At 74.5% G+C, this 12,590-nt stretch carries 11 protein-coding genes; 5 read left to right on the top strand and 6 right to left on the bottom strand.

Features of this window, described 5'->3' with window-relative positions; genetic code table 11:
* The first annotated feature begins 95 nt into the window (after positions 1-95).
* On the top strand, positions 96-2,600 hold the full coding sequence (locus tag ACFO4E_RS19260) for a DEAD/DEAH box helicase (protein WP_378576759.1): 2,505 nt from the start codon (positions 96-98) through the stop codon (positions 2,598-2,600).
* Positions 2,601-3,432: 832 nt separating this feature from the next.
* Here ACFO4E_RS19260 and ACFO4E_RS19255 read toward each other — a convergent pair.
* Positions 3,433-3,735, bottom strand: coding sequence for a hypothetical protein (locus ACFO4E_RS19255; RefSeq protein ID WP_378576757.1), 303 nt, complete (start codon positions 3,733-3,735; stop codon positions 3,433-3,435).
* Positions 3,736-3,970: 235 nt separating this feature from the next.
* The gene (locus tag ACFO4E_RS19250) at positions 3,971-4,267 is read right to left on the bottom strand and encodes a peptidoglycan-binding domain-containing protein (RefSeq protein ID WP_378576755.1); all 297 of its coding nucleotides are present in this window, start codon (positions 4,265-4,267) and stop codon (positions 3,971-3,973) included.
* A gap of 629 nt (positions 4,268-4,896) precedes the next feature.
* On the opposite strand from ACFO4E_RS19250, the gene ACFO4E_RS19245 reads away from it, so the two are divergent.
* The 4 genes from ACFO4E_RS19245 (at position 4,897) to ACFO4E_RS19230 (ending at position 7,517) form a co-directional block, all read left to right on the top strand.
* Complete coding sequence (locus ACFO4E_RS19245; RefSeq protein ID WP_378576753.1) at positions 4,897-5,118, top strand: DUF4244 domain-containing protein; 222 nt, start codon at positions 4,897-4,899, stop codon at positions 5,116-5,118.
* Positions 5,096-5,452 carry a TadE family type IV pilus minor pilin gene (locus tag ACFO4E_RS19240; protein ID WP_378576751.1) on the top strand — a complete coding sequence of 119 codons (357 nt, stop codon included), beginning with the start codon at positions 5,096-5,098 and terminating at the stop codon, positions 5,450-5,452. The genes ACFO4E_RS19245 and ACFO4E_RS19240 overlap by 23 nt, the downstream gene beginning before the upstream one ends.
* Positions 5,449-6,198 carry an Rv3654c family TadE-like protein gene (locus ACFO4E_RS19235; protein ID WP_378576749.1) on the top strand — a complete coding sequence of 250 codons (750 nt, stop codon included), beginning with the start codon at positions 5,449-5,451 and terminating at the stop codon, positions 6,196-6,198. The genes ACFO4E_RS19240 and ACFO4E_RS19235 overlap by 4 nt, the downstream gene beginning before the upstream one ends.
* A 299-nt stretch (positions 6,199-6,497) precedes the next feature.
* On the top strand, positions 6,498-7,517 hold the full coding sequence (locus ACFO4E_RS19230) for a hypothetical protein (RefSeq protein ID WP_378576747.1): 1,020 nt from the start codon (positions 6,498-6,500) through the stop codon (positions 7,515-7,517).
* On the opposite strand, the gene ACFO4E_RS19225 is transcribed toward ACFO4E_RS19230, so the two are convergent.
* The 4 genes from ACFO4E_RS19225 to ssd form a co-directional block, all read right to left on the bottom strand.
* A complete protein-coding gene (locus ACFO4E_RS19225) occupies positions 7,492-8,235 on the bottom strand; it encodes a type II secretion system F family protein (RefSeq protein WP_378576746.1) in 744 nt (247 codons plus the stop codon). The two genes, ACFO4E_RS19230 and ACFO4E_RS19225, sit on opposite strands and share 26 nt — an antisense overlap.
* Before the next feature lie 5 nt (positions 8,236-8,240).
* A complete protein-coding gene (locus ACFO4E_RS19220; RefSeq protein ID WP_378576744.1) occupies positions 8,241-9,059 on the bottom strand; it encodes a type II secretion system F family protein in 819 nt (272 codons plus the stop codon).
* A gap of 767 nt (positions 9,060-9,826) precedes the next feature.
* Positions 9,827-11,035, bottom strand: coding sequence for a TadA family conjugal transfer-associated ATPase (locus ACFO4E_RS19215; protein WP_378576742.1), 1,209 nt, complete (start codon positions 11,033-11,035; stop codon positions 9,827-9,829).
* Positions 11,032-12,207: a septum site-determining protein Ssd gene (gene ssd / locus ACFO4E_RS19210; protein ID WP_378576740.1), complete on the bottom strand. Its 1,176-nt coding sequence runs from the start codon at positions 12,205-12,207 to the stop codon at positions 11,032-11,034. The genes ACFO4E_RS19215 and ssd overlap by 4 nt, the downstream gene beginning before the upstream one ends.
* Between the last annotated feature and the right edge of the window lie 383 nt (positions 12,208-12,590).

Raw genomic sequence — 12,590 nt, 5'->3', positions numbered from 1 at the left:
GACACCGCGCGTGTGTTCCCCCAGATGTCACACTGAAACCGGTCCAACGTCCGCGATCCCTGTGACGTGCGGAATCTGCCGAGGAGGGTGCCGGAATGAATCAGTGGGAGCCGACACTCCGACGGCTGTGGCGTGACAATACCCGGAACTCGCAGGTGACACATGTGGAGCGGCTGGCACGTGGCGACGGGGTAAGTGAAGACTGGCCAGCCTGGACACCGCCCCCGGTTCGTGAGCGGTTGTCAGCACTGGGAATCACGGCTCCATGGTCCCACCAGGTCGACGCCGCGAACCTCGCGCGCTCCGGTAGCAACGTGATCATAGCCACCGGTACCGCTTCGGGAAAGTCGCTCGCCTTCCTGCTCCCGTGTGCCGAGGCCATCGGGGACGGCGGCACCGTGCTCTACATCTCCCCGGCCAAGGCGCTCGCCGCCGACCAGCTGCGGGCCCTCACCGACCTGGGCCTGCCCGGCGTGCGCGCGGCCACCTACGACGGCGACACCCCCGGGCAGGAACGGGCGTGGATCCGCGCCCACGCCAACTACGTCCTGACCAACCCCGACATGCTGCACCACGCCGTGCTGGGGCGGCACGCGGCGTGGGCCGGCTTCCTGCGCCGGCTGCGCTACGTCGTGATCGACGAGGCCCACCGCTACCGGGGGGTGTTCGGGTCGCACGTCGCCCAGATCGTGCGCCGCCTGCGGCGGGTGTGCGCCCGCTACCGCAGCGAGCCCGTCTTCATCCTCGCGTCGGCCACCACCGGCACCCCCGAGGAGAGCGCCCGCCGCCTCACCGGGCTGCCGGTGCACGCGGTCAGCCGCGACACCTCGCCCCGCGCCGCCCTCAGCTTCGCGCTGGTCGAGCCCGAGCTGACCGATGAGAAGGGCGAGAACGGCGCCCCCGTCCGCCGCACGGCCACCGCCGAGGCCGCGTCCGTACTCGCCGACCTGGTGGCCGAGGGCGTGCGCACCCTGGCCTTCGTGCGCTCACGCCAGGCATCCGAGGTGGTCGCGCTGACCGCCCAGCGCACCCTGCGCGAACGCGGGCACGCACGGGCCCCGGTGGCCCTCGGTGCGCGCGCCGGGACGGAGGCGGACGCCGCGGGGCAGCACCGGGGCTCCGCGCGCGGACGCCCGGAAGGCCGGCGAGAGGAGGATCCGGCCGGGGAGTACCGGGACCCCGGGCAGGGGCGTCCCCAAGGCCAGGGAGAGCAGGAGGACCCGGCGGGGGAGCACAGCGGTCCCGCGCGAGGACACCCCGGAGGCCGCCTGGACGCCAAGGTCGCCGCCTACCGCGCGGGCTACCTGGCCCACGACCGGCGCGGCCTGGAGGCGTCCCTGCGCAGCGGCGACCTGCTCGGCCTGGCCACCACCAACGCGCTCGAACTCGGGGTCGACATCACCGGCCTCGACGCCGTGCTGATCACCGGCTGGCCCGGCACCCTGGCGTCCCTGTGGCAGCAGGCCGGACGGGCGGGCCGTGCGGGCGACGACGCCCTGGCCGTGTTCATCGCCCGCGACGACCCGCTCGACACCTACCTGGTGCACCACCCGGAGGCGATCTTCGGGCGCCCGGTCGAGGCCACCGTCCTCGACCCCGGCAACCCCTATGTCCTCGGCCCGCACCTGTGCGCGGCCGCGGCGGAGATCCCTCTGACGGCCGGCGACCTGGAACTGTTCGGACCCGCGACCGAGGACGTCCTGGCCGGGCTGGTCGACCGCGGCCTGCTGCGGAAGCGGCCGCGCGGCTGGTTCTGGACGAGGCGCGACCGGGCGAGCGACCTTGCCGATATCCGCGGCGCCGGCGGGCCGCCCGTGCAGATCGTCGACTCCGGCAGCGGGCAGCTCCTCGGTACCGTCGACGAGGCGGCGGCGCACGGCACCGTGCACGACGGCGCGGTGTACCTGCACCAGGGGCTGACCTATGTGGTCGAGGAGCTCGACCTCGACACCGGGGTGGCCCTGGTGTGCGGTGCCGCGCCCGAATACAGCACCTGGGCGCGCGACGTCACGGAGATCGAGATCCTGCGCACCCTGAAGGAGCACGCGTGGGGCGCCGCGGCCACCGTCCACTTCGGGGAGGTCGAGGTGACCCGCCAGGTGGTCGCCTTCCTCAAGCGCGACGTCCGCACGGGGGCCGTGCTCGGCGAACAACCGCTCGACCTGCCCGAGCGCACACTCAACTCCCGGGCGGTGTGGTGGACGCTCGCGCCCGAGGAGGCCGAGCGCCTGCTCGCGGGCGATGTGGAGCTGCGCGGCGCCGCCCACGCGGCCGAGCACGCCGCCATCGGCCTGCTGCCGCTGTTCGCCACCTGCGACCGGTGGGACATCGGCGGGGTCTCCACGGCCCTGCACGCCGACACCGGGCGATTGACGATCTTCGTCTACGACGGCCACGAGGGCGGCGCGGGTTTCGCCGAGCGCGGCTTCGCGGCGGCCCGCGCCTGGCTCACCGCCACCCGGGCGGCCATCGCCGACTGCGAGTGCCACGACGGCTGCCCCTCCTGTATCCAGTCCCCGAAGTGCGGAAACGGCAACGACCCCCTCAGTAAGTCGGGGGCGCTGAGACTCCTCGACGCCCTCCTGAGCACCCCCGCCTGACCGCGCGATACGCACCCTCCCGGGCCCGGGGCGACGCCGGAGGCCCGAACCCGGTGGACCGGATGGTCGCGGGTCGGGGCGGCCGCGGGCCGGTGAGGCCGGCCAGAGCCGGGGGGTCGGCGGTTCCGGAGCCGCTGATCGGCGGAGCCAAGATCACGGTGAGTGTTTCCCGTGAAACGTAGGGTGCGTCAAGGGTGAAAGCGGCAACGCGCGGCCGTGGATAACGGGCCATGGCCGCCCACAGTGTCGGTACAGGAGCGCGTCTTCACGAGCGACCGACAGCCGCCATGGGAACACCCGCTCCGAGCACGTGTCCGTTGTCCGGACTCGGAGCCCCGCCGCGCAGGATCGCGGCGATGCCGACGGCGGAGTACGCCATAGCCGCACGCCCTGAAGAGTGGACGTATCGAGATGGGCCACCGACCCGTCCTCTTCATCCGCTTCGCTAGTACTGGACGACCTTTGCCCCAGGGAAATCTCAGGCGGTCGGCAATGCCGTCGTCGACTGCTCGCCCAACCCATTCACGCGTAGTGTCTCCTGGAGTCAGACGGTCTCCACTACGACGGATTTTTCCGTTGAAGCCACCGTTTCACGGCATTTGATCGCATTGCTTGACGGTGCGTCCCACACGCTCGTCGGCATTCGGTAGGCGCCTGCGTCGCCGCGGACCTGCTGCGCAAGGGCGCCCGCGGCATCATCACGGCATCCCCCACTGACGTCTGGGCGTGGTTGAGCGGCCCCCAGCAGTGCGCGTATGCAGCGTTGGGGGCCGATGGTCCGTGGGTATGTCGGTCAGGGTATGGAGGGGAGCGTCCGACCGTGATGAGTCGGCTAACCGCCGGTGCCGATTCGGACAGCGACTCCGGTTTCGTAGTACCCGAACGAACCGGCGTCGAGCTGCGAGGCGGGGCCGCGGCAGTTGATGATCCCGTAGACGCGCACGGGAACGTCGAGCTGGTTGATCGCCGAGAGTCCCGGAGCGTCGGGTGCGTTAATGCACCGATCGTCATCGGGGTTGTCGTAGCTCGTGTTGTTGAGACTGATCCATCCCGAGGCCGCGAGCGCGGGGGTGGGGGCGGTGGCCAGGGCGGCTGCTGCTGCGAAGGCGGTGAGAATCGACGCGGTGCGTCGCATGCTGAACTCCGATCACGTTCCATCCATGTTGGTCACTTTCGTTAGCCGAATACGACGGTAGATGCGCATAGTCGAGCGGTTTTCGAGTGCCCATGGACCGTGGTCGTGCCAATGCGCGGGAATCGGCGGGGCCGGACCGAGCGCTTTCCGCCCCGCGCGAGCACGACGGGATGCCCCCGCTCGACCATCACGGCGAGCGTGGGCGCTGCCGCATGGGCGGCATCCGACCACCCTGTCAACCAGCCGAGATGGGAACCTCCCACCCGAGGCGGCCCGCGCGCGTCGCGTACCTCGACGCGTTGGGCCGGTGGTCGAGCCATGCCCTGGACTCTTGCCCGAGGACACCGTCGACCCGTGGCCCGTAGTCGGTCTGGAGCCGTTGAACCGCGGTGCCCGTCTCCGTCCCGTAGCCGCCGTCCGCCCCTACCGCGGCAGGGGATGGCCGGTTTCCATGAGGTCGAGCTGAGCGAGCCGGACGTCGCCACCGGAGGCCGTGAGCGGGGCGGGCCCGATGATTCCGGACCCGAGCCATTCACCCGGGCGATCGGTAGGGCATCGACCCATGCACGGGAGCCGGAGCCGACGGGCAGCCGAACCGTGGTGAGCGTTCCCGTGTAGGCGACGTGTCCGCTGATGGTGGTCCACGGGTCGTCGTGAAGGTCGGAGCTCGCCGTGGTGGCCGGGTGACCCGGGGGCACCGTGTGCGGTGTCCTGCCGGATGGTCGCCACGGGCTGTACCACCCGTACCCGAACGGTGAGCGCCTGCGCCGCGCGGCGTCGCCTTGCGTCACCACCACCGCGAGGGACTCCTCGGCCGCCAACGACGCCGACAGCGCCGTTTCGGCGGTGCTCGCGCCGACGGGGGGCGTGACCGAGCCGATCTCTGCGCGTGCGTGTGGAGCGGTGGCACCGCGGCGACCTCGTCCCGATCCGGCTTTTCGGGGACGGGACGAGATGGGCGGTGGAGTGTGCGGACTGCCCGTTGTTTCCCGTCGCCGCCTTCCCCGGGCGGGCGATGTCGTGTGTGCGCGGTCGGTCCGGGGCGGTTATCCACAGCTGTGAAGTTCCGCTTCCGCCGCGCGGTCGTCGACGCTCACCCTGGGTTCAGAGCGCGGGACACCGCCCCGCGCGCCCGGTCACCGGCCTGTTGGAGTCGTCGCCATGCCCGTCCCCCTGCTCCCCTCCTCCGTCCGCCGCCACATCGCCCGCATCCGCCGCCCCAGCCGCGCCGCACAGGATCGCGGCATGTCGACGGCGGAGTACGCCATCGGAACCGTCACGGCATGTGCCTTCGCCGCTGTCCTGTACGTCATCCTCACCAGCGCCGAGGTTCGCGACACCCTCACGCAGATCGTCACCGATGCGCTGCGCGTCGGCGGATGACAGCGGCGGGGTCACCGCCGAGATCGCCGTCGCGCTGCCGTCGCTGGCGCTCGTGCTCGCCGTGGCGCTGGCGGTCGTCCAAGCGGCGGCGGCGCACCTCGCGTGTGTCGATTCCGCCAGGGTCGGAGCCCGCGCGTTGGCGCGTGGGGAGTCCGATACCGAGGTGCTGTCGCTGATCGCCCGGGTCGCGCCCGAACCCGCCGAGGCCCGGCTCTCCCGGGGCGACGGCATGGCCCGCGTCACCGTGACCACACGGGTTCCGATCGGTCCGTCGTTCACCGTCCCCATCGTCGTCGGGGGAGAAGCCGCCACCCCGCTCGAACCCGGCACATGACCACCGCGGGAGCACCGATCGGCGAGGCCACGCATCCACGGTGCGGCCGGTCCGTCCTGGTCGCACCCCGAGCGGGGACCTTCGCGCACACCCACGACTCGGCGCCGTGTGGCGCACAAGGTGAATGGAGGCCCGCCATGCGGTGCGTTCCGCCGTCCAGGCCCGCCCGATCCGCAGCGGCAACGGGGACGCGTCGGCCCGGGCATGCAGACAACGGCCACCGGGTGGCCCCGACCCCCGGATCCGCATCCCTCCCACCCGCCGGCCCCCGGCTCCGCGGCCCGTCCTCTCCCCGCGGCCTCTTCCGGCCGCGCAGCGCGTCCCGGTTCCGCCGCGCGTCCCCGTCCGGGCCCGGGCCCGGACGGCGGTCCGAGAGGACGTCGCGCGCGGGAGCGGCCGAAGCGGCCACGGACCGCGGGTCGGGGACGGTCTGGACCCTCCTCCTGTGCGTCATCGTCTGGTGCACCGCGCTAGCGGTCGTGGTCGTCGCGGGTGTCCGCGTGGATCGCCACCGCGCTGCCACCGCCGCGGACCTCGCCGCCGTTGCCGGAGCACGCGAGGCCGCCCGCGGGACCCGTCCCGCCTGCGCCGCGGCGCGCGACGTCGCCGCGGCCAACGGCGCCCGGCTCACGTCCTGCACCGTCAGCGGCCTGATCCTGCACGCCGAGGTCAGCACGCCCACACGCACCTGGCCCGGCGCCACGACCGCCCGCGCGGCGGCCGGCCCCGTCGAGGCTCCCGGATGACGTCGCGCACTCCGACGAACGCGCGGCGCCGGTCGGGGGACCCCGCCCCGGTGGTCCGGCAGAACCGGCCGCGGCCGACCGGAAGCGGGTCCGGGGCCCGGTGCCGTCGTCTCCCGGCCCCGCCCAGCGGTGGCCGGACGCCACCGCCGCCACCGTTGTGCGAGCGGGCTCAGGTCCCGGTCGCCACAGGAGACCGGAGGTCCGAGGGTCGGGCTGATCGCCCCCGTCCACCGCCGGAGCCGGTGATCCGCCGACGCCCTGGCCCTCGGGGCCATCCCCGACGATCTTTGGAGGTCTCCGTGTCCAAGCGTGTCGACGTTTCCGGTGCCCGGGCCACGGCCATGGCCGTCTCCGCCATCGTGTTCTGTGGCGGGTTCGCCATGCCCGAGCGGGGAGGTGAGGCGGTTCCCGGCCTCGACTCCTTGGACGTCCTGGGCCGTGACGGACATGGCGAGCGACCGGACCCCGTGCTCGCGCCGAGCCCATCGGTCGACATCTCGCCGTCCCCGTCGTCCTCGCCGCCGCCGGCCTTCGACGTCCCGGGCGCCCACGGCTCCCCCGACGCATCGGGCGAACCGTCGGAGGACGCGGCCGGGGCCCTTCCGCCGGTGCCGTCCGGTGCGGCCGGCCGCCGGCCCCTCCTCCCATGGGAGTGGCCCCCGACTCCTCCGGTCCCCGACGCGGACGCCGTCGCCGACCTGGTCCCGCCCGGCATCCCCGGTCTTCCTGAGCCCTCGCTACCGGAGCGCAACCACGATCGCGCCCCCGTGATCCACGACCCTCCCGCCGCCAACGGCCCGGCCGAACCCCCGCCCGGCGGCGGTGCGGCCGACCACACTCCGGACGCGGCGGTCGGCGCGCAGGGCCCGCCGGTGGACGCGGCGCCGCCGTCCTCCGCGATGGCAGGCACCGACCGCACCGATACGCGCGACGATGCCGCAGGCCCCCACCCTCCGCATGCCGACCCGACCCCCTCCGACAGCGACATTCACCAGGGGGGACCGGACACCGGCGACACCCCTCCGGCCGCGGCGGCGGACGTGACCGACCCGCCGACCACCGCACCGCCCGCCGACCCGGCACGCCCCCCGCAGGCCGCGCCGCAGCCGATCGCCGGTCTCGGACACGGCTCCGCCGAGCCGTCCCCCCTCGCCGGGGGACGGCTCGCCGGAACACTCGCCGCGTGGACGCTCGCCCTGCTCGCCGCCGCAACGGTCGCTCTGCGGCTCACGGTCGGCTGGCCCCGGTTCCCGCCCCGCTACCTCGGGCGCCGCCGGGTCACCGGAGGGCGGGTCAGGGGGTCATCAGGCCCGAGATGAGCCCTGCCGCGAGCGGCACCACCCCGATGAGCACGAACGCCGGGAGGAAGCACACCCCCAGCGGGACCACAACGAGCACCCCCAGCCGCTGGGACCGCGCCAGCGCCCGATTCCGGGCGCCGGCGCGGATCTCCGCCGCCTGCCGGTGGAGCAGGTCGGCGACCGGCGCGCCGGTATCGGCTGCTCGGGCCACGACACGCCCCACCGCCGTGACGTCCGGCGGTCCCGCCACCCGGCCCCATGCGGTGCCGGGGTCGGCACCGAGCCGCAGGTGGTCGGCCACCTCCCCCAGGACCGCCCCCAGCGGTCCGCGCGTCGCCCTGGTGACCGCCGCCAGGGCGTCGGGCATGGCGCACCCCGCCCGCAGCCCGGCCGCCAGCAGATCCACGGCCATGGGCAGCTCCGCCACCATCCGCGCGCGTTCCTGGTCGCCCGGCCCCGACACGTCGCGTGCCAGCCGCCGCCACACCACGCCCGCCACCGGTATCCCGACGAGGATCCCCACGACGGGGCCGGCGATCAGCGCCAGGGTCAGCGCGGGCAGGATCGGGACCACCCGGAGAAGGGCCCCTCGGGAGCGGCCGTTCCGGTTCCGGGCGCGTTCCGCCCCGGGCGGCAGGGCGCGGAGCCTCGTGCGCACGGGGGCGCGGGAGGAGCCTGTGAGCAGCACCGCCGCCGCTACCCCGAGCGCGGCCACCCCGGCCTCCAGTGCCGGCATCGCTGCTACACCGCCCCATAGGCGGCCATGGCTCGGCGGACCATCCGCCGGGTCCACCACAAGCCGAGCACGTCGAGGGCGATCCCGGCGCCGAGGCACAGCAGGCCGGCCGGGGTACCGAACAGGAAGGCGAGCGGGGCGGTTCCCAACGCCGTGGACATCGCCAGCCCGAGCACGGGCAGCACGCTCAGCACGATCGCGGTGGTGCGCGGGCCCGATAGGTGGGCCCGGACCTCCTGCCGCGCGGCATCCTCGTCCGACAGGTTCTCCGCCAGGCGGTCGACGACGTCGGCGAGCCCGGCGCCGGTGCCGGCCGCCACGCTCCAGCACGCCCCCAGGTAGCGGAGCCCGGTCGCTCCGGGGCGCGTCGATGCTTCCTGGAGAGCGCCGGCGGGATCGCGTCCGCCCCGGGCCGCCGCCACCACGGGTGCGAGTTCAGCGGCGATGGGCGGGTCGAGGGCGTCGATCCCGGATTCGACGGCGGTCAGCGGTGCGCGCCCCGCGCGGAGTTCGGCGGCCAGGGCGCGGCACAGGTCGATGACCGCGCGCTCCCGCCGCCTGGCGGCCCGGCCCGATACACCGTCGACGTGCGTGCGCAGCCACGCGACGAGGACCGCCACGGCGGCCGGGAGCGTGTCCGTCCCTGAAAAGGTGCGCGTACCGGTCTGCCCGCCCGGGGCGCGGGCCAGAGCACCGCGCAGCCGGACACGCGTCGGCGAGGGCAGGGCGCGGACGATCACGCTTCCCGCGGCGCAGATGGACACCAGCCACCACCCCGTCTCCGCGCGGAGCAGCGGATCGATGAGACCGGTCGATGCGGTCACCCGTCCCACCGCCCCTTCGAAGCCGGCTCCCCCGCCCAGGCCCCTGTCCGACGATCGCACCGCCCTGTGCCCTGCGGATGGCGGGAACTCATCGGCCGGCAGGGGCTCCGCGGATGGCGCGGGCTTCGCCGAGTCCGCGAGCGGCGAACATAACGCGTCCCGGGTGCCGGGCGATCGCCACTGGACCGGCTCAACCGGAGCCGGCCCGGCCTGTTCGGAGAAAAAGGGGTGTCGGGGATGAGGATTCGCCCATGAGCGACGGCGGGGGAGTGTGACGGAGACGGTCGGGTCAGCGGATCGGCGGTGACCGGCGCTCGGCCAGGAGGCCGGGGCCGGACCGGTGACGCGGCGGATCGGCGGTGCGCGGCCATCCGCTCCGGCGCTGGGCGATCGGACATGGTGACTCCATGAATCGTCAGGCGGTGGACCGGGTCGAGGGCGGTCGAGGCGGGGCTGTGGGTCGGGATTCCGGCGACACCGGCGCGATGCGGTGCCTCGGTCCCTGAGATGGGACGGTGCGCGGGCCGCCGCGTGCGGGACGTGGAGGTCGATGAGGGGGCCCACGACGATCGGCGTGGTGGCGGGGCCGGGCGGGCCTGAGAGGCGTGAGGTGGGCCCGACGGGGCCAGGCGGGAATCCGGCCGTGTGGTGTTGTTCGCGAGGCGGCCTCACCGTGTGTTCCTCTCGGTCCTCGGCCGGGATCGGTGGGGGATGGTGATCACGGCCGCACGACGCAGGAGGGCACGGCGGGCGGTCGCCTGGCTTTTTCAGCAGGGGGCGGAGTTCCCCGGGCGGTGTGGGGAGAGGCCGATGCGGGAGGTGAGGGCGGGCAGGCCGTCGTGACAGGTGACCGTGCCGTCGGCGCCGAAGCGCACCGCCGGGACGGCTTCGACCAGGCCGGTCGGCGCGCGACGCACGACGCAGATCTCGGCGACGCGGCGGTTGGCGCCGGGGCCGCGGCGCAGGTGGACGATGACCACCCGGGTGGCGGCGAACTGGCTGTGCACGGCTTCGCGGCTGAGCCCCGCCGCGCAGCCCAGGGCTTCGACACGCGCCGGTACATCGGTCGCGGCATTGGCGTGGATCGTGCCGGCCCCTCCTTCGTGGCCGGTGTTCAGGGCCGACAGAAGGGTGACGATTTCGGCCCCCCGAACCTCGCCGACCACGAGCCGGTCCGGGCGCATGCGCAGCGCCTGGCGGACCAACTGGTGGATGCCGACCTCTCCGCTGCCCTCGATGTTGGGCGGGCGCGCCTGGAGGCGCACCACGTGCGGATGGTCGGGCATCAGCTCCGCGGAGTCCTCGACGAGGACCAGCCGTTCCCGGCGGTCGGCGAGCGAGAGGAGCGCCGACAACAGGGTCGTTTTTCCGGTGCCCGTGCCTCCGCAGATCAGGAACGCGGCGCGGGAGGCGATGAGCGCCGAGAGCAGGCGCGCGCCTGCGGCGGGCACCGCGCCGGAGGTGATCAGTTCGTCCAGGGAGAACACGGTCCGCCGGGGGAGCCGGAGTGACATGCAGGCGCCTTCGGGCGCGACCGGGGGCAGGACGGCGTGGAGGCGCGCGCCGCCGGGTAGCCGGGCGTCGACCCACGGTGCGGCCGAGTCGAGGCGACGGCCCGCTTGCGCGGCCAGGCGCTGGGCGAGCCGCCGGACGGAGTCGTGGTCGGGGAACACGATGCCGGGGGCCCGGCGCAGGCCGCCGCCGTCGTCGACCCAGACCTCTCCGGGGCCGTTCACCAGGATGTCGGTGATGCCGGGGTCGGCGAGCAGGGGGTCCAACGGTCCTGCTCCGGCGAGGTCGGCGCGCAGCACGCGGACGAACGAGAGCACCTCGGCGTCGCCGAGGACGCCGCCTTCGGCGCGGAGCGCGGCGGCGACGCGGGCCGGAGTCGGGTCGGCCGCTTCGCGGGCGAGGCGGGTGCGCACCGCATCGAGCAGGGCGGGGTCGGGAACCGGAGGGGAAGGGTCGGCGGTCATGACCGGGCGCCCCGTCGGCGGCGGCGGCGTTTCGGCGCGGCGCCGGAGTCCGCGGCCGGGCCGCCGACGCGGCCGTGTGTGGTCGCGGCCCTGCCGGAGCCGTCCAGGAGGGTTGCGACGATGCCGTCGGCGAACCGGGCCAGGGGCGAGGAACGGCGCCCGGCGGGCGGGTCGCCGCGATCCAGGGTCCGGGAAAGACCGGGTTCGGTGGGCAGCTCGCCCAGCATCGGGAGCTCCAGGGCGTGGGACACGGTTTCGGCGGGGAGGTCGGGGGAGGCACCGCGTACGACGATGCGGAGGTCGCCGTTGTGCTGCCGCAGCTGCGGCACGAGCCGGTGCGCGGACATGACGGCGTGCAGGTCGGCCGGGACGACGAGCAGCGCCGTGGTGCTGCGGCGCAGCGCCTCGCCGGATGCGGGGTCGATCGTGCGGGGAAGATCGACCACGACGAGTTCGGCGCCGCGTGCCGCCGACGACAGGACGGATCGCATGGCGGGCGCGGGGATGGGGATGGCGGGGCCGTGGTCCCAGGTGAGCAGCGCGCAGTCGCGGACGGTGGGGAGCGAGGTCCGTAGCGCGGCCCAGTTCATCCGTCCTTCGCGCGCGGAGAGATCGGACCACCTGTTGCCCCGGGCGTGCTCGCCGCCGATCAGGAGGTCGAGTCCGCCGCCGAGGGGATCGGCGTCGATCAGGGCTGTGCCGGCCCCGTACCGCCGGCCGGCCAGGGCCAAGGCGATGGCCAGCGTGCTCGCGCCGGCCCCGCCTCTACCGCCGACGACCGATACGACCGGCGCCAGGGGCGTGCGCGGGCCGGCGGATTCGGCGAAGAGGTCCGTGAGCCGGGGTTCGTCACGCGGTAGGCGCAGAACGGCGCGGGCGCCGATGCGGGACGCGGCGTCGGGTCTCGGACCGCTGCCGCGGGGTTCCTCGGTGTCGTCGCGTTCGACGATGACGACGAAGGGGTGCGGGTCGGGCTCCAGCGCGGCCACGCGTCCCAGGAGATCGGCTCCCACGACGACCAGGGACGCGCGCGGCCAGTCGCGACCGGCGTGCTGGGCCGTGTGGGCGACGGTCGGCTCGACGGCCGCCGCAGCGGTGAGCCGGAGCAGGTCGTCGAGGAGGTCGGGGTCGTCGGTGACGAGGAGGGGACGCGGTGGATTCGGGGCCTCCATGGAGCCTCCGTATGTGGTGGGGCGGCCCTGACGGGGCCGGGGTATATGGGGCTGGGCCTTGTGTGTGGCGGAGTGGCGGACGCTCGGAGCTGCGCGCAAACGGGCGGGCGGCGATGTGTGGCGGCGCTCATGCGCGGTGCGGGCGTGCGCCGCGCGGGGCAGGTGGTGCAGGCCGGAGCGACCGTAGGGGGCACCGCAGTGGTCGGTGGTCGCGCTCGGGGGATGCGTGGGTGCCGCTGCGGTGGGCGGGGGATCGTCGGTGTGTGTGGGCCGAGCCGGTGCTGCGATGACGGACGAGGGCCGGGGGAAGTGAGCGGGTCGGGGTGAGCGCGCTGTGCCGCGGAATCCGCGTGCGGCGGGGCGTGGCGCGGCGGTGTGCCTGG

The sequence above is a fragment of the Nocardiopsis mangrovi genome (assembly GCF_042653925.1).
Lineage (GTDB): Bacteria > Actinomycetota > Actinomycetes > Streptosporangiales > Streptosporangiaceae > Nocardiopsis_B > Nocardiopsis_B mangrovi.
The sequence above is the reverse complement of the archived record's forward strand: the minus strand, read 5'-3'. Positions and strand labels throughout refer to the sequence as shown.